The organism is Vreelandella sp. F11 (assembly GCF_042466685.1).
Lineage (GTDB): Bacteria > Pseudomonadota > Gammaproteobacteria > Pseudomonadales > Halomonadaceae > Vreelandella.
This window is the reverse complement of sequence record NZ_CP170448.1, coordinates 136,376-152,689: the sequence shown is the minus strand read 5'-3', so window position 1 is coordinate 152,689 and position 16,314 is coordinate 136,376. Positions and strand designations below refer to the sequence as shown.

14 protein-coding genes are annotated in these 16,314 nt (G+C 56.6%); 2 read left to right on the top strand and 12 right to left on the bottom strand.

From position 1 onward, the window contains the following. Positions 1 to 124: 124 nt before the first annotated feature. Positions 125 to 883 (top strand): Crp/Fnr family transcriptional regulator, encoded by a 759-nt coding sequence (locus ACFIOZ_RS00705; RefSeq protein WP_386081578.1) that lies wholly within the window; start codon positions 125 to 127, stop codon positions 881 to 883. A gap of 33 nt (positions 884 to 916) precedes the next feature. Here the strand turns inward: ACFIOZ_RS00705 and ACFIOZ_RS00700 are convergent, their stop codons facing one another. Together ACFIOZ_RS00700 and ACFIOZ_RS00695 are read right to left on the bottom strand one after the other, a co-directional pair. Further along, on the bottom strand, positions 917 to 1,702 hold the full coding sequence (locus ACFIOZ_RS00700; RefSeq protein ID WP_386081576.1) for a ribonucleoside-diphosphate reductase: 786 nt from the start codon (positions 1,700 to 1,702) through the stop codon (positions 917 to 919). Between the two features lie 61 nt (positions 1,703 to 1,763). Further along, a complete protein-coding gene (locus ACFIOZ_RS00695; protein WP_386081574.1) occupies positions 1,764 to 3,875 on the bottom strand; it encodes an adenosylcobalamin-dependent ribonucleoside-diphosphate reductase in 2,112 nt (703 codons plus the stop codon). Between the two features lie 217 nt (positions 3,876 to 4,092). Here ACFIOZ_RS00695 and ACFIOZ_RS00690 point away from each other — a divergent pair, with 217 nt between their 5' ends. Next, positions 4,093 to 4,683 (top strand): hypothetical protein, encoded by a 591-nt coding sequence (locus tag ACFIOZ_RS00690; RefSeq protein WP_386081572.1) that lies wholly within the window; start codon positions 4,093 to 4,095, stop codon positions 4,681 to 4,683. Between the two features lie 10 nt (positions 4,684 to 4,693). Here the strand turns inward: ACFIOZ_RS00690 and ACFIOZ_RS00685 are convergent, their stop codons facing one another. From ACFIOZ_RS00685 to cheZ, 10 genes are all read right to left on the bottom strand, one after another. Beyond that, the gene (locus tag ACFIOZ_RS00685; protein WP_386081571.1) at positions 4,694 to 6,700 is read right to left on the bottom strand and encodes a diguanylate cyclase; all 2,007 of its coding nucleotides are present in this window, start codon (positions 6,698 to 6,700) and stop codon (positions 4,694 to 4,696) included. Between the two features lie 23 nt (positions 6,701 to 6,723). Next, a complete protein-coding gene (locus ACFIOZ_RS00680) occupies positions 6,724 to 7,398 on the bottom strand; it encodes an OmpA/MotB family protein (protein ID WP_386081569.1) in 675 nt (224 codons plus the stop codon). Positions 7,399 to 7,404: 6 nt separating this feature from the next. Further along, the gene (locus ACFIOZ_RS00675) at positions 7,405 to 8,226 is read right to left on the bottom strand and encodes a motility protein A (RefSeq protein WP_386081567.1); all 822 of its coding nucleotides are present in this window, start codon (positions 8,224 to 8,226) and stop codon (positions 7,405 to 7,407) included. Between the two features lie 43 nt (positions 8,227 to 8,269). Then, on the bottom strand, positions 8,270 to 8,971 hold the full coding sequence (locus ACFIOZ_RS00670; RefSeq protein ID WP_386081565.1) for an RNA polymerase sigma factor FliA: 702 nt from the start codon (positions 8,969 to 8,971) through the stop codon (positions 8,270 to 8,272). A 26-nt stretch (positions 8,972 to 8,997) separates the two neighbouring features. Then, complete coding sequence (locus ACFIOZ_RS00665) at positions 8,998 to 9,426, bottom strand: flagellar protein FlhE (RefSeq protein WP_386081563.1); 429 nt, start codon at positions 9,424 to 9,426, stop codon at positions 8,998 to 9,000. A 25-nt stretch (positions 9,427 to 9,451) separates the two neighbouring features. After that, on the bottom strand, positions 9,452 to 10,018 hold the full coding sequence (locus tag ACFIOZ_RS00660) for a hypothetical protein (RefSeq protein ID WP_386081560.1): 567 nt from the start codon (positions 10,016 to 10,018) through the stop codon (positions 9,452 to 9,454). Further along, positions 10,015 to 12,198, bottom strand: a complete 2,184-nt coding sequence (flhF, locus tag ACFIOZ_RS00655) for a flagellar biosynthesis protein FlhF (protein WP_386081559.1) — start codon at positions 12,196 to 12,198, stop codon at positions 10,015 to 10,017. The genes ACFIOZ_RS00660 and flhF overlap by 4 nt, the downstream gene beginning before the upstream one ends. 59 nt (positions 12,199 to 12,257) lie before the next feature. Next, entirely contained in the window at positions 12,258 to 14,345 is a 2,088-nt protein-coding gene (gene flhA, locus ACFIOZ_RS00650) for a flagellar biosynthesis protein FlhA (RefSeq protein WP_386081557.1), read from the bottom strand. Next, positions 14,342 to 15,508, bottom strand: coding sequence for a flagellar biosynthesis protein FlhB (gene flhB, locus ACFIOZ_RS00645; RefSeq protein WP_386081555.1), 1,167 nt, complete (start codon positions 15,506 to 15,508; stop codon positions 14,342 to 14,344). The genes flhA and flhB overlap by 4 nt, the downstream gene beginning before the upstream one ends. A gap of 104 nt (positions 15,509 to 15,612) precedes the next feature. Next, positions 15,613 to 16,308 carry a protein phosphatase CheZ gene (cheZ, locus tag ACFIOZ_RS00640; protein WP_386081554.1) on the bottom strand — a complete coding sequence of 232 codons (696 nt, stop codon included), beginning with the start codon at positions 16,306 to 16,308 and terminating at the stop codon, positions 15,613 to 15,615. Between the last annotated feature and the right edge of the window lie 6 nt (positions 16,309 to 16,314).

The window sequence follows — 16,314 nt, the reverse complement described above, 5'->3', positions numbered from 1 at the left end:
CCCTCAGACTAACTAGCATAGCTATTTAGTAACATTGGGCAACGCAGTAGATGGCCACATTGTTTATAGTGGCGAGCAGAGAATCGTTAGCAGTATTATGCAACCTTCTGCTGGAGGAATTGTCGTGGGTCAGGAAAACAGCTGCATTATTAAGCACTTTAGTCACTACTGTTCGCTAAGCGAAGATGAGAAAAAACTGCTCATAACACTAGAGGACAGCCCAACCGATATTAAGTCGGGCACCATTCTATGGGAAATGGGTGCGCCAGCTAATGAATTCTGCACGCTAAAAAGTGGCTGGGCCTACTCCTACCGCCATCTGGAAAACGGTGATCGTCAGATTCTGGAGGTGTTTCTGCCAGGAGATATTATCGGCCTGCGCGAGTTTGCCTTTTCGCAACGGCTTGAGAACGTGCGCATGATTGATGACGGCGTGATTTGCCACTTCCCGCACAAACGTATGCTGGAAATATTCCGCCAATCACTCCCGCTCACCTCGGTCATGTTTGCGATTGGCAGCCGCCAACAGGCATTAATGACCGAACGGCTGGTCACCTTGGCCAGGCGCAGCGCTCGGCAAAAAATGGCGCATTTTCTGTATGAAATGTATTTAAGGCTGCGACAAACCAACCCGGATATTAGTAACCAGTTCCGCTTGCCGCTCTCTCAGGAGCAGTTGGCCGATGTACTGGGGCTTAGCCCGGTTCACGTTAGCCGCACCTTTACCGCACTCAGCGAGGATGGATTGGTGTTTCGTGACCGCCACCACTTAACGATTCCTGACTTATCAGCGCTAAGTGCCGAAGGGCAGTTTGACGACTGCTATCTCACCGATAACGTTCGCCCCCTATTAGGCGACAGTGAGCAAAAAGCCGCGTGCTGACAAGGCACGCGGTGAAGTTGGCATAAACGATGACTAGCCACACTTCGACCAGCCGCAGCCGGCGTAGCAGGTGGGGCAACCGTCCATCATGATGAGCTCGCCGCGGCACTCGGGGCAGTTACCCACGGTGGCCGGGGCACTGCCTTCAGACTTTTTCCCCGTTTGTGCCTTCTCACCGATAGGCTCCGCCGCCGCCGCCTCAACGGGAGCATCGGTAGCCTCCTCTTCTGGCTGCCAAGCATGACCATGGGTCATACGATGAGCATAGCGCTCAACCAGCTGTTCAACCGGCACCTGGTTGCCCTCCCGATCCAGAAAGCCGCGACGGTAGAGAATCTGCTGAATCGACCAGGCAATGGCCGCGACTTCCGAGTCGTGGAACATTGGCTTGCTCCAGCGGTTCATACCGCAGCGCACCAGACCTTTGTCCCAGGCTACTTTGCGCAGGTCTGCCACCGCCTGGGTGACGTAACCACCACGGGCCGCCAGTGACAGACTTCGCATGGTGGCGGTGATCCACTGGTGCTCGCTGGAGAGTTGCCCGGATGGGAAAAAGAACTCCACCGGACGCTCAATCACCACACGCTTACCGCCAATCACGCCCTCCACCGGCATAAACGACACCAGCAGATAAACTTTCTTGCGCCCTTCCGCCCCTACATACGAGATCTTCTCGGATACGGCCTCCAGGGTGCCTTCTGGGCGGGAGGGGATTCGTACCGTCAGCGGGTTCTCGTCCTGAAGCTCAGGAACCGGTACGGCGGGCTCCTGCTGCTTAATTCGGTAACCGACAATTTTGGAGGTAATTTCAACAGCCATGGGGATATCTCTCCGTTTAGCAAAGGTGTGCGTTAGTGAATAGGTGGCGCTATGCGCGGCATCACCATTTGCCGTAGGTGCCTTCTTTCAAACCATCGAACAGATTGGCAGCGTTATGCTCTTCGCCGTCGTAAACCACCTTCTCATCCCCAGCCAGCTCCAGGGTTTCACCATTTTCCAGCTCAAATACATAGGTGGTGTTTTTAAGATCATCTTCACGCACCAGAACGCCCTGGAAGGCTTCCGGGTTAAAGCGGAAGGTCGTGCAGCCCTTCAAGCGACTTTCATAGGCCTGCAAGTAGAGATCCTGGAACTGTTCAAAGGGGAACTCAGTAGGCACGTTAACCGTTTTCGAGATCGCCGAATCAACCCAGTGCTGGGCGGCAGCCTGCACGGCGACATGCTGTTCAGGGGAGATGGCATCGGCGGTGACAAAGTAGTCCGGCAGGTCACTGTCCACTGCGTCAGATGCAATAAAGTGACGATAAGCAGCCAACTCAAAGGAGACCACTTCGACCTGCTCTTTGGTCTTCTTGCCCGACTGAATAATGTTGCGGAAATAACGGTGTGAGAACGAGGGTTCGATACCGTTGGAAGCATTATTACCCATGGAGAGGCTAATAGTACCGGTGGGTGCAATCGAGCTATGGTGAGTAAAGCGCGCACCGTGCTCGGCCAACTGGGCCACCAGCTCCGGCTCCAGCTCGGCCACTTGGGCCATATACTGACTATAGCGAGCGTGCAGGATACGCCCCGGCACTCGATCGCCCACTTCGTAGCCATCTTTGGCCAGCTGTGGCCGCTCACGTAGCATTTTGGGAGTAATGGTGTGCTCCTGCTCAAGCACTGGCGCCATGCCTTTCTCTAACGACAGTTCCAGCGCCTGCTTCCAGCCCTCAATGGCTAAATGGCGGCTCACCTCATCGGTGAACACCAGCGACTGCTTGGAGCCGTAAGGGATTTTGAGCATGGTGAGCGTTGAACCTAAGCCTAAAAAGCCCATACCGTGGCGGCGCTTGGCTTCGATTTCACGTTGCTGCTGGGGTAGCGGCAGGCCAGCAATCTCGACCACGTTGTCGAGCATACGCGTGAAAATCGCCACCACTTTGCGGTAGCGCTCCCAGTCGAAGCGCGGCTCGTTGCCAAAAGGATCAATTACGAACTTGGTCAGATTGACCGAGCCCAGCAGGCAGGCGCCTTCCGGCGGTAGGGGTTGTTCGCCGCAGGGGTTGGTGGCACGAATATCTTCGCAGAACCAGTTATTGTTCATGCGGTTAACCTGGTCAATCAGGATAAAGCCCGGTTCGGCGTAGTCGTAGGTGGAGGACATAATGGTGTCCCACAACTCACGCGCCTTGATCACTTCGACAATGCGACAGGCGACGCGGCCTTCGGCATCCACCGTATAGCCCTCTTCAACCACCGGCCAGTCGCGGTAGATCAGGTCTTCCGCTTTAACGTCCTCTTTCTCACCGGGGTGCAGCGGAAAAGCCAGCGGCCAGTCGGTATTGTTCTTGACCGCTTCCATAAACTCATCGGTGATCAGCAGGCTAAGGTTGAACTGGCGTAGGCGCCCCGCCTCGCGCTTAGCCTGTATAAATTCGCGCACATCCGGGTGGCCCACATCAAAGGTGCCCATCTGGGCGCCACGGCGGCCACCGGCCGAGGCCACGGTGAAACACATCTTGTCGTAGATATCCATAAACGCCAGCGGGCCGTTGGTGCCTGCGCCAGCGCCAAACACAAAGGCGCCTTTGTGGCGCAGCGTCGAGAAGTCGTAGCCGATACCTGCGCCGGATTTCAGCGTCATCCCCGCATCAACCACCGAGTCGAGAATATCGCGCATGGAGTCGCGAATGGTGCGGGAGACGGTGCAGTTAATCAGGCTCACCGCAGGCTTATAGGACTCAGCCCCCGCGTTGGAAAGAATACGACCGGCAGGAATGGCACCATTTTCCAGCGCCCAGCGGAATTTGGGCAGCCACTCTTCCGCTTTGTCGCCTTCAACCGCTGCCAGGGCACGCGCAACCCGTTCAAATGTAGCCCCGACGTCCTGGTCGACAGGTTGGCTGTGACGATCCTTAAGACGGTACTTGGCATCCCAAATCTCACGCGAGGGTGCCTGCATGGGAACATCGTTAGAGGTCTTCACAGCTTTAGCAGCGGTGCTCATATCGCGCAACTCCTTCACAGCGGGGTGAATATCGGGCTCAAATCAGAACCACTATACGTGGCATCGGAGTGAAGTATAGACCCATCGTTTAACCACATAAGGCACTTTTTTTAAGACCTCCTACCATATATAGAAAAATCAGCGCCTTACACTTTTGTCATTGAGTAACTCGCTATAGACTGTTTTTTTCGACTATTCGCCTAAGGATTTTGGTTAGATGGCTCAGATCATAACGACGACTCGCGCTCTGCATTTCCACTCGCCTTGGTTAGTCGCTATGGCAATGGCCGCCTCAATGATGGTCGCAGCATCCATGGCGAACGCGGCCACGTTTAATACCGACGATCTGGTCATCCATGACCATTGGCAGTCAATGACGCTGTCACTAGGGGGGGAGCGCCACTACCGCGCAGTGGAAACCCACAGCTACTCGGATGCGACGCTAAGCCTGAATGCCACCTCAGGCGTTTGCGATTTACCCTGGCTGGAGATGCGCGTCACCCTTGAGCAGCAGCAAGGGGAGAGCCGAGCGGTCAACTTAGTCCCCGCCAGGCTGCGCATTGATGAGCAGCCTGTGATTGATACCATGGCGGAGTTTATTACTGAGCGGGGAGATGATGGTTTTTATGCCCACTTTTACCTCAGCGATATGCAATCCCTGATAGCGGATATGCGCCAAGGTGAGCAACTGTTTCTTGGCTTTGACCAGGAAGAGCGTGACCCCTGGTATATGACGTTTAGTCTCCAGGGCGCCGACGCGGCGATCAACCGGATGCTCAGCCAGTGTGGAGGTAGCGGGGCTCACTAGGGTGCGAGCCTTAGAGCGCCGTAGCAGGCTCTAGCGCCACCTCAACGCGATTGCGCCCACCATGCTTAGCGCGATACATGGCATCGTCGGCCCGGGCGATAATCGTTTTACAGCTGTCACCCGGCTCCCAAACGGCGACACCGATGCTCACTGTAATCGCTTGCTCAAGCCCCGCTATACGTAGCTCTGCTACTAGCGAGCGCAGCCGCTCGGCCAGGCCAATGGCGGCGCCAACCTCGGAATGGGTTGCCAGCACAATAAACTCTTCACCTCCCCAGCGGCCAAGATGGTCGCAGCCACGCAGCGAGCTTTCCACTAAGCGCGCCAGAGCCACCAGCACATCGTCCCCCACGCTATGGCCATGGACATCGTTGATCTGCTTAAAGTTATCCACATCGAACAACAGCAGGGCAAAGGCAGCGGCGTAACGCTTGGCAGCGACCAGCTCTGCATTGATCGCCTCTTCAATGCGGTAACGGTTCCACACCTTGGTGAGCGGATCAAAGTGGGCTAATTGCTCAAGACGCTGGTTGGCCTCGGCAAGGGCTTTGCGCTCGCGTTCTAGGTGCATATTCAATGAGCTAATTTCATAGGCCGAAATTGCCAGCGTCAGGTCTTCACCCAAGTCTACCGCCGCTAAGCGCTCTACCCTCAACCACGCTTCACTTTTGCCGACGACCTCTTCCGACCAAGCGGTCGACGGGGCTAATATCACAGCTGGTTTAGGGCTGATAGTCGGCTGCATCGCCCAATAGAGTGTTTCCACCTGCTCAGGGCGGAAAAAAATCAGCCAGGCACGCTGGGTTGAACTCATCGGTAGCGGCACCGCTAGGGCTCCGCACTGTTCGGGCATGGCTAGCGAAGCAGTTAACGGCTCTTTGGCGATTTCGCGTGTACACCAAGGGCCGCTATGCACGTGAGCTCTTTCCAGGCGCAGTACAAACTGACTCATCGCTTCTGGGGGCGGCGTCACACCCGCTTGATAAGCGCCACCATTCACCCATAGCACTACGCCATGGGCGCGAAACAGCTTCATCCAGATAGCCGCCTGCGCATGGAGTAACTGCTGGGGACTTTGTGGCTCGCTGCGCGCCCGTGCGCTGAGCACCAGACTATCCTGCACACGCTGAAGGTAGCGGGCTTCTTGACGCGCCCGTAGCAACAGCATGCGCTGGGTGGCCATTTGCACAAGCGTGCGAACAGCATCACGCACGGGGGGCTCAACCGAATGCGGCGCAGGCGAGTGGCAAAACACCAGCCCCCATAAGCCGGTATCCCCCTGAATGGCTAAACTGAATGAGCCTCGCACGCCCAGACAGCTTAAATAGCGCTGCCGCTCTGGTGCAGGTGCGCGTAAAAGACTACCGTCAAGGCTCGCTCCCGGAACGGCGGGAATCAACGTTTCAGGAGGAGCTTTAACGTCTTCAATTAACCGTACAGGGTAGTGTTGGTAACTTTTGCGCAAGGCGACAGGGAAGTCGCTGGCAGGAAAGCGCTGACCTAACAGCGAGGGCAGCCGTTTTCCCAACGCTTCTGCGACCATCAAACCATTCCAATCGCTATCGAAATGGCACACGGTGACACGATCATGACCGGTGAGCTGTTGAACAGCGTTAACCAGGCAGTCGAGGAGTTCTTGCTGATGCGTCGCTTCAACCAAATGCCTCAGCCGCTCAGTCACCGTACCCAGCAGACGACGCTTTCTACTGGGGTTGAGTGGCTCAATCTCGACGATGACCTGCTCACCCGCTCGATAAGCGTGGATTTGAAAACGTGCGTGTTGGTGCTTGGAACGAATAAACATTAAAGGGCCAGGGAGCCGCTGCTGCCCCTGCAGTTCACGACGCACCCGCTGACTTAGCCGTTTCCCCAATACGCAGGCAAGCGTAAGCTGCCCATGTTCAGGGCGCTCAAAACCAATTAAGCGGGTTAAGTTAGTACTAGTCGCTTGGATGCGGCGACAATCGGCATCGACGACCAGTAGGGCTCCAAACGACTGCAATCGCGGGTGGTGCATGGACACAAACGTGGCCTCTAAATCTATTCACCCTCGACCTGCTGCCTTAGCAACAGCTCTACGCGACGGTTGGCAGCTCGGCCCTCCGCCGTTGCGTTTGGTTCCATGGGTTGGGTGTCGGCATAACCGACGGCCCGCATACGAGAGATATTGAACCCTTGGCGCTCTAAATGCCTCACCACAGCAATAGCACGCGCTGATGAGAGCTCCCAATTAGAGGGGAAGCGGGCCGTTGAAATAGGCACGCTGTCGGTGTGGCCTTCCACCGAAATTTGGCCGTCAAAACGGGTCAGCACATCGATAAGGCTTTCTATCACATCTTGCCCACGGGACGTCAGTACCGCTTGGCCGCTGGGAAATAAAAGGCTGGTATCAATGCGAAGCGTGACCCCTTCGCGTCCTTGGGAGACGCTGACACCAGGGATATCGAGCCCGTCAAACTGGGGTTGAACCCCTGAATGGTGGGGCTGAATACCGGTGGCCAGAGACGCCAGAGGCAGTGATGATACAGCGCTGGCTGAACGCATGAAAGCAGTATCAGCCGCTTCACCGCCGCCCGGCGGCGTCAGGGAAAGCAGTAGCACAAAAAGCGTGATTAGCAGCGTCAGCACATCTAAATAGCTGGTTAGCCAACCATCATCGCCATCGCCTGGCGATGGCGTCATTTCCAGTGCATGGCGTGTATCACGGTCAAGCATCTGGCCTTACCCCTTCGCCGCCGAACTAACCGACGAATCAGGCCTTGGTTTGACGCTGTTATCACGAATCTCATCGTGGTAATTAGCCACAAAGGAGTTGAGAGTCTCTTCAATAAATGACGGTAGGCGGCGCTTGGTAATCAGCGAAATACCCTCCAGTACCATGTTCATGGTAATCAGCCGCTCTTCGGTGCGGCGCTCTAGCTTCACCGCTATCGGCTTAAACACCAAGTTGGCAAGTAAAATGCCGTAGAAGGTGGTGAGCAGCGCCACTGCCATGCGCGGGCCAATGACCTGTAAGTCGCCAGCGTCCATGACCTCCAGCATGTTGACCAGCCCCACCAGGGTGCCGATCATGCCAAAGGCAGGTGCATAGGTTGCCATGGTACGGAATATTTGTGCTTCAGCATGCTCACGCGCTTTAAGGCGGGCAATCCGCCAGCGCAGCATGTCAAAAATTTCATCCTCTTTGGTGTTGGCAATCACCAGTTGGATCCCGGTACGTAAAAACGGATTGCGGGTATGCTCCAGCTCGCGCTCGACCGCACGTACATCGCCTTTAAACCACAACCGGGACATATCGACCAACTCGCGGATATCGTCTCGCATGTAGGTGTTTTCACGCCGGAATACCAAGCCCACTAGCCGTACGACGCGGAGCACCTCTTTTAATGGGTAGCTAATAAAGGTCGCCGCTAGGGTACCGGTCACCACGATGGCAAGCCCCGGAAAATTAATAAAGCTTTCAGGGGACTCTGCAGTGAAAAACAGCACGCTCACCAACAGCAGTATGCTGGCAAATATGCCTATCAACGTCGAAGGGTTCATCCACGGCTCCTTGCCGGTCACAAGTGAGTAAAAAACGTTGGCGTTATACCGAGTCGTGTAAACGCGCGCGTAAACGACTCACGGCTTGGCTGTGCAGTTGTGAAACACGTGACTCCGTCACCCCCAGCACAGCGCCTACCTCCTTGAGGTTGAGTTCTTCTTGGTAGTACAGCGCCATGAGCAGCTTTTCACGCTCGGGAAGCGCTTCAATCGCGTCAATCAGCGTTTGCCGCTGCTGACCGTCAAGCAGTTGCTCGAACGGTGAATTGCCCAGTTCATTACTGACAGGCTCTCCGCCGTCGGCCACTAGCTCTTCAAACGGCAGCAGTTGTCCGCTGTTAGTGTCATTGAGAAGCTGCTGGTACTCACTCAGCGGCATATCAAGGTGCTGAGCAATTTCGTTCTCTTCCGGGGCTCGCCCTAACAGCTGCTCTAATTGGCGAACGGCGCTGTCCACCGCACGCGCTGAACGGCGTACGCTGCGGGGCAGCCAGTCGCGTGTACGTAACTCATCCATCATGGCGCCGCGAATACGCTGACTTGCAAAGGTCGCGAACGTCGCGCCCTGGGTAGCATCGAAACGGCCCAGCGCCTCAAGCAGCCCCACCATTCCGGCCTGAATAAGGTCATCGAGCTCAATACTCGCCGGCAATCGAACCTGTAGTGTTAAGGCCTGACGTCGCACCAGTGGCATGTATTGCGTTAACAGCTCATTTTGTTTAATCCTGCCCTGTGCTGTGTACATATTCTCGCCTCGCGGCTAATCAGCCTTCACTGATAGTTCACAATCAATTGCAACCCTTGCACCCGAACAGGCCGCTGGCCTGGGTGCAAGGCGAAGCGAAAATGCAGTGGCCCATCGGCGGCCCGCCCCTCAAGGGCAGTGGTAGAACCCCGCATACCGGTTAATGCAACGCACTGATCCGGATGGCACAGCCAAGCACTTAATAGCGCACCGGGAGGATGCTGAAACTGCCACTGTATGCGCCCAAGCTGGCCTGGCCGAAGGTTTCCGACGGCGGGCGGAGAAGCGGTTTTACTGCTGCTTGCCCGATCACTCATTGCCACCATCAACCCTGGTATCTGGCTGCTCCAGCTACCGGGTGCCGCTTGGGCACTCCCTGTTAATCCTGCGAGTAGACACCCCACCACCAGTATTAAGATCAGTGGCAGTCTCACTCTTAATAGCCAGCTTAGCATGCTTAGTCTCCTTGGCAGAGTGTGCTCATCGTGCAAGTACCAGTAACTCCATATTTAAGTAGTAGTCAGCGGCTTCACGCAAGTTATTGAGCAGTCCTTGACGCGGCAGGTGCGGCTCATGGAGCGCCAGTAAACGACGCGGCCCGCCACGCTCATGGAGCTGTCGCAAGGTACGGAACATGACTGCGAAGGTATCGGCATCACTACTGATCCATAGCGCCCAACGGCTGTATTGCTCACGAAGCTGAGCAAGGTCGGTCGTTTCCGCCACGACGATACGGATGTCCCAATCATCAGGGCTCCCGGCCCAGCTGCGACCTAGCGCAGACCACTGCTCCAGACGTGCTTTGACCTTACTCACCTGAGCGGCGCCGCTACCGGGTAGCCCAACCACTATAAGCGGAATTTTGGGTCTGGGCGGCACCACTGTCTGCGGCTCTTCCACCGCCGCTAGCGTAGGTGTTAATAGGGGCGAAGTATCTTCGGGTACAGGCTCGGCTGCCGCCACATCAACAGCACCCTCCGCCTGCTGCTGTTGGCGCTGCAAGTTTGCCCACTTGCGCAGTCCCGAGGCTTGATCTTGTTCGCTCACGCCACACCCTCTCGACTCACACTGCCCATTTGACGAATCGCATCTCGCGCCATAAAGGCATAGATCAGGGCATCGAGCATGCCGGTATCGCGGCGACGGCGACTACTGCCTAATAGGTTGAGTAGATCCCCACGCAGCGTCTGCGCCTCCTCATCATCGGCAATATCGAGATGTCCGGCGACGGACGCTGCACCGCTGGCCATTAACAGGCGAACTTCCGCATTTAGGTCACCGCTATCAGCCTCTTTTAGCTGCTGCCACGCGCGTCGGGTCAAGGCGGCCAAGCCTTCGCTTTGCAGCTGGGTTAACAGCAGTGAGAGCACCTCGGCTCCTAACCGAGCCGGTGTAAGCCAGTAGCGGCGCACCACCACTTTGGCGCTTTCCGGATCGCGAACCTCCCCGTACCAGGCGAGCAGCGCAGTGCCGCTGGCGTCCTCAACTTCGGCGTAAGCAGTCCACAGTTGCACCGATTGGCCGCGAAACCGTACGCCCACATGGTGGGTGAGTACACTGTCATTAAACAGCTGACGAATCGTCTGGCGCTCGTGGTGAAAGAGTACCCGATGACTGGGGGCTACTTGGCTGACCCAGGTCAAATGCTCGGCTTCTAGCCACGCGAGCGCATCCGGCTCGGGAAAACGCGGTAGCAAGTGCACCGCGACACCGCTTGATGAAGAGAGCGCAGCCAAGCGCGGCTGCCACCCCGCAGCGTGGCGATGCTGCAGCCAGGGTAGCGCTAACCAGGTACCCTCTGTGTCCAGCCCAATGTCAGGCATTGCCCAATCACAGCCGCGCTCATTACGCCGCGGAGACCATGCCATGCCTAACGTGGTATCCGTCTCTGGGTAACCGGCGAGCAGCGCGTCCAAGCGCGTCTCCTGCACTCGGCTAGGTAGCGAGGCTAAGTCCCAAACCTCCTCTAATGCCGCAAACCCAGTGACCCGTTGGCGCAGCCTCGCCAGTAGCGATGACAAACGGCGCCCTTGGCCCAGCACATCCCGCGACCAGCGCGGCATCCCCATCGAGGCATCAGCACTTTGTGCCCGTTCACGCTGCGGCGTTGCCGTGCTAAGCGCTTGGTCGACTAAAGCACCGGGAGCGGCGATGGCCATATCTTCGGGCACCTGCTGACCATTGGAACCAAACAGCACACGCATGCCGTGACGCATAATAATGTCTAACACCGGCGCCAGCCGCCCTGCCTCATCCTGCTTGGTAATAATACAGTCATCTAGCTCTGCGCCCGCGGCGCGTGCGGCCTGGCGGTAGCGCAGCACAACTTCTTCGAGGGTTTCCGGTTGGCTGGCGGCATTCAGCAGCAATACCAAACGCACTCGAGAGCGTCCGCCCTGAAGGTGGGCAATCTGTTCGATCACTCGCTGGTCACGCTGACTCATACCCACGGTATCGATAATCACCCACTGCTTACCCTGCAGGCGGCCCAGCAAATCGTCGATGGGTTGCTCCGCATCGAGTGCGTACATCGGGGTGTCCAACAGGCGCGCGTAGATGCGTAGCTGCTCATGGGCACCAATCCGGAAGCTGTCGGTGGTGACCAGCGCTACCGGGCGGGTTCCGTGACGCATCACAAAACGGGCGGCAAGCTTGGCGGTGGTGGTGGTTTTACCCACCCCTGTGGGCCCCACCAGGGCAACAATACCGGTTTGATCAAAAAAGCTTGGTTCATCACTCAACACGCAGAGACGATCCATTAACTGCTGGCGCAGCCACTGTAGTGGCGCTTCACTGTTGCCGTCTAACCTGGCGAGCGGTTCGGGCATCCCCGCCAGCAGCTCATCGGCGAGCTCACTGCTAAAACCGACGTTCCATAACAGTTGGCGCAGCCGCGCCGCCGTTCCGGTGGGCGCTGCTGACGTTGGTGAAGCCGCGTGGCTTGACTGGCTGTTTGCAAGCAGCGCTCGCATATCCTGCATTTCCCGTAGTAAGCGTTCACTCATCGCCTGCATGGGGTCTTGCGGTGGAGGCGCCGTTGGCATCTCTGGGGGGGCAGGTTCCGGCGAAGGTTCAAAGTGGTCGATGGCTTCATCTGCCATGGCCAAAATTTCAACGCCCCCTTCGGTACGCCGATTGGCAACAATTAAGGCGTCTTCACCGAGCGTTTCACGCACTTGGCGCATTACATCGCGACTGTTGGCTCCCACGAAACGTCTAACGCTCATGATTTACCTTTTGCCTATTCTGGAAATGGTCAACGCTAGCCTACCACGGCGTGTCATCATTAACGTCCGCCGACTATTGTCGTCACTCTTAATGTGCGGTCGTCGGGGATTTCAGCCTGAGACAACACCGACATATGGCGTAGACGGCGACGCAAGAAGCGCGACAGTACCGCTCGCAGCGAGTGCTGCACAACCAGCACCGGCGGTTCGCCTGAGCTTTCGTGACGCTCCAGCGCCTGCTGCGCCTGAGTCATCAGCGTTTCTGCCAACCCGGGCTCCATGGCGCCGTTGCCATTCATGGCCTGTACCAGCACCTGCTCCAGCTGGGCATCCAATCCCATGACATTAAGCGTTTCCTGCCCTGCAAACCACTGCTGGACAATCGCCCTCCCCAGTGAAACACGCACCAATGCCGTCAGCTCGTTAGGATCTTTTTGCTGGGTGGCGTACTCCGCCAGGGTATCCAGAATAGTGCGCATATCGCGGATAGAGACATCTTCATCGAGCAGATTTTGCAGGATGCGCTGCAACACCGTCAGCGAAATAGCTTTCGGGATCACCTCTTCGACCAACGCTTTCTGATCATCACCCATTTTATCCAGCAGTTTTTGGACTTCCTGTCGGCCGAGCATCTCGGGCGAATGACGGTGCAACAGGTGGTTCAGGTGGGTAGCAATCACCGTGCTGGCATCCACCACGGTATAGCCATACACCTGGGCATGTTCGCGCTGGTTGCTATCAATCCACACAGCGGGCAAACCAAAGGCGGGATCCTGGGTATGGGTGCCCTGCAGCTCGCCGGAGACTTGCCCTGGGTTGATCGCCAGCCATTTACCCGGCTGCGCCTCGGCGCGGCCAATCTCGGCGCCTTTCATGGAGAGTACATAGGCGTTGGGCGGCAGCTCCAAATTATCGCGTATATGCACCACCGGCGGCAGGAAGCCTACTTCCTGGGCAAACTTTTTACGTACACTTTTAATCCGTCCAAGCAGCTCGCCCTTTTGACGCGAGTCAACCAGCGGGATTAAGCGGTGCCCCACTTCCAGGCCCAGAGTATCGACCAACTGCACGTCTTCCCAACTCGCTTCGGGGGTCTCTTGCAGAGGCACAGGAGCCGCGGCGATCTCCTCTTTGACCAACGCCTTTTCCTTGTGACGCATAAGAAACCATGCCAAGCCCGCCAAGAGCGCAGTAAAAAATAGAAATACTAGATTGGGCATACCGGGCACCATGCCCAACAGGCCCATCACCACAGCGGCCAAGATGAGTACCTGCGGATTAACGAACAGTTGGCTGAGCATTTGCTGGCCAATATCTTCGTTTGTGTCGGTACTTACCCGGGAAACCGTGACACCCGCTGCGGTCGAGATGACCAGGGCAGGAATTTGCGCCACCAGGCCGTCGCCGATGGCCAGTAACATATAGGTCTGACCAGCAGCGCCAAAGCTCATATCGTGCTGCAGCATGCCAATCATCAGCCCGCCGATGATGTTGACCACCATAATTACCAAACCGGCAATGGCATCACCACGAACAAATTTACTCGCGCCGTCCATCGAACCAAAGAAATCCGCCTCTTGAGCGACTTCTGCACGGCGCTTTTTGGCATCTTCTTCGCCAATTAAGCCAGCATTCAGATCGGCATCGATGGCCATCTGCTTACCCGGCATTGCATCCAGAGTAAAGCGCGCACCCACTTCAGCAATACGGCCAGCACCTTTGGTAATAACCATAAAGTTGATGATAACGAGAATCAGGAAGACCACCAGGCCCACCGCGAAATTACCACCGACCAGAAATGCCCCGAACGCTTCAATAACCTTACCCGCGGACGCTCCACCTTGGTGGCCCTCCATAAGCACCACCCGGGTAGAAGCCACATTGAGGGAGAGGCGCAGCAGCGTGGTGAATAGCAACACTGCTGGAAAGGCCGCAAAGTCCAGCGGCTTCTGGGTAAACATGCTGACCATTAACACCATGATGGCCAGCGCGATATTGAAGGTGAAGAGCAAATCCAGAGCGAAGGGGGGCAAGGGCACAATCATCATGCCCAAAATCATTAGAATGAGCATCGGCCCGACCAGCAGCTTCATGCGCACATCGCTCATCCAGTCGCGCCGACCTACTAGCTGACTCAAGCCTTTCATGGTTGCGCCTCATTACCACCGGCGCCTTGCCCGGGGCTTTCCATCTCCGGTGGTACCGGCAGTTTATCGGGGGTTGGGGGCACCTCGCCTCCTTGTTTTGCGACTTGCTTGAGGCGATAGGCCCAGGCCATTACTTCCGCCACTGCGGTATACAGTTCAGCCGGCACCTCCGCCTCTAGATCCACGTGATGATACAGGGCACGTGCCAGTGGCGCCGCCTCCAATCGCGGTACACCGGCCTCTTCACCAATTTCGCGAATACGCGCGGCCACCGCATCGGCGCCTTTTGCCACCAGCCGCGGGGCGCCCATACTGCCTTCCTGATAAGTCAGCGCTATTGCATAGTGCGTGGGGTTGGTAATGATGACGTCCGCCTCGGGAACCTTGCTCATCATCCTACCTCGCGCCATGGCCTGCTGCTGCTGGCGAATACGCGCTTTCACATGCGGGTCACCTTCAGACTCCTTGTGCTCACGCTTAATCTCTTCCTGACTCATGCGCAGCTTCTTGGCATTATCCCAGAGCTGGAAAGGTACATCGATCAAAATGACCACGATCAACACCAGCACCATTAGCCCAGCCGCCTGAGCGGCCATGCTTAAAGCGTTGGTAAGCGCTTGCTGGATAGGCTGATCCATTAGCGCCATAAATTTGCCAATGTTGAAATACAAAAAGGTCGCAGCGACGCCCCCTACCAGAACCGACTTGGCGATCGCTTTGGCCAATTCGATCAATGCCTGTGTGGAGAGGATGCGCTTTACGCCCTTGATAGGGTTTAGCTTGGAAAACTTGGGCTGCATCGATTTACCCGATATCAGCCACCCCCCCATCAGCCCTGGGGCTACCAATGCAATCACCGCTAACAGTAAAAACAGCGGCATCATGGCAAATAGCGTGCGCTGGCCAAGATCCAGGGCATTGACCAGCATCGGGGTACTTTCCATGGCTTGGCGACGCTCAAACAAGAAAGCCTGCTCCATCACCGCGCCTAACTGGTCGTAGAGCATTTTGCCCATACTGTAGAGGCCAACCACACCACCCAGCAGTAGCAGAAACGTATTTAACTCGCGGGAACGGGCAACCTGGCCCTCTTCACGGGCTTTCTCTTTTCGCCTGGGCGTGGCCTCTTCAGTCTTTTCCTGGTCGCTATCGTTATCTGCCATACGGGTATCCGGCCAGGTGAAGCGAAGCTTATCACGTATTCAGCCGTCCATAGGGACGGCTGAATAGCGTGCTTGCACGCCCAAGGGGCGTTTAATAACGCGCTTTAAAAGCCTAATTCGTCCAACAAGTCGTCTACTTGATCTTGCCCAGAGACGGTATCCGGAACATTATCCTTCACTTGCGGCCCATTCAAAAGGTCTTCGTTACGCCTTGCAGTGTCGCTTTTCCACTGATCCTCGGCCTTGCGCTGCAGCGTTTCTCGTGCATGGGCGCCCGGCGCGTTGTCGATGAGCACCTGAACCAGCTGATGCTCGATCTCATGGATCACGTCCATCATCTTCTTAATCACTTGGCCGGTCAGGTCTTGAAAGTCCTGGGCCATCATGATTTCCATCAGTTCTTTATTAGTAGCTGACACCACATCGGGCACATCGCTGAGATAAGTGCGGGTCTCAACGACGAGTGCTTTGGCCTCATCCAGCTCTTTCGGCGCTTCAAACCACTCGGCCCAGCGCTTATCCAGCGCCTCCGCCCGGTCTGACAATTGATCCTGCAGCGGCTGCGCACGATCAACGGCATTGAGCGCTCGATCTGCTGCCTGCTCCGTCATGGTGGCGACATAGTGCAGGCGGTCGCGTGCATCGGGAATAGCTTCGGCCGCTTTCTCAATCTCTTTATCAAGCCCTAATTCACGCATGTTCTCGCGCAGCATACGCGTCAACTTACCGATGCGATGAATTAGATCTTCAGCGGCTTGTTCGGATGATTGGGCAGAATCGGACTGCTCATTCTGGCTCATACTGTT

What these genes read in the sequence shown, in the direction of transcription:
- ACFIOZ_RS00675 (WP_386081567.1), bottom strand. Translation starts at nt 8,226, where the DNA reads ATGAACCCTTCGACGTTGATAGGCATATTTGCCAGCATACTGCTGTTG.
- ACFIOZ_RS00700 (WP_386081576.1), bottom strand. Translation starts at nt 1,702, where the DNA reads ATGGCTGTTGAAATTACCTCCAAAATTGTCGGTTACCGAATTAAGCAG.
- flhA (WP_386081557.1), bottom strand. Translation starts at nt 14,345, where the DNA reads ATGAAAGGCTTGAGTCAGCTAGTAGGTCGGCGCGACTGGATGAGCGAT.
- ACFIOZ_RS00690 (WP_386081572.1), top strand. Translation starts at nt 4,093, where the DNA reads ATGGCTCAGATCATAACGACGACTCGCGCTCTGCATTTCCACTCGCCT.
- ACFIOZ_RS00685 (WP_386081571.1), bottom strand. Translation starts at nt 6,700, where the DNA reads ATGCACCACCCGCGATTGCAGTCGTTTGGAGCCCTACTGGTCGTCGAT.
- ACFIOZ_RS00665 (WP_386081563.1), bottom strand. Translation starts at nt 9,426, where the DNA reads ATGCTAAGCTGGCTATTAAGAGTGAGACTGCCACTGATCTTAATACTG.
- ACFIOZ_RS00680 (WP_386081569.1), bottom strand. Translation starts at nt 7,398, where the DNA reads ATGCTTGACCGTGATACACGCCATGCACTGGAAATGACGCCATCGCCA.
- ACFIOZ_RS00670 (WP_386081565.1), bottom strand. Translation starts at nt 8,971, where the DNA reads ATGTACACAGCACAGGGCAGGATTAAACAAAATGAGCTGTTAACGCAA.
- flhB (WP_386081555.1), bottom strand. Translation starts at nt 15,508, where the DNA reads ATGGCAGATAACGATAGCGACCAGGAAAAGACTGAAGAGGCCACGCCC.
- ACFIOZ_RS00695 (WP_386081574.1), bottom strand. Translation starts at nt 3,875, where the DNA reads ATGAGCACCGCTGCTAAAGCTGTGAAGACCTCTAACGATGTTCCCATG.
- flhF (WP_386081559.1), bottom strand. Translation starts at nt 12,198, where the DNA reads ATGAGCGTTAGACGTTTCGTGGGAGCCAACAGTCGCGATGTAATGCGC.
- cheZ (WP_386081554.1), bottom strand. Translation starts at nt 16,308, where the DNA reads ATGAGCCAGAATGAGCAGTCCGATTCTGCCCAATCATCCGAACAAGCC.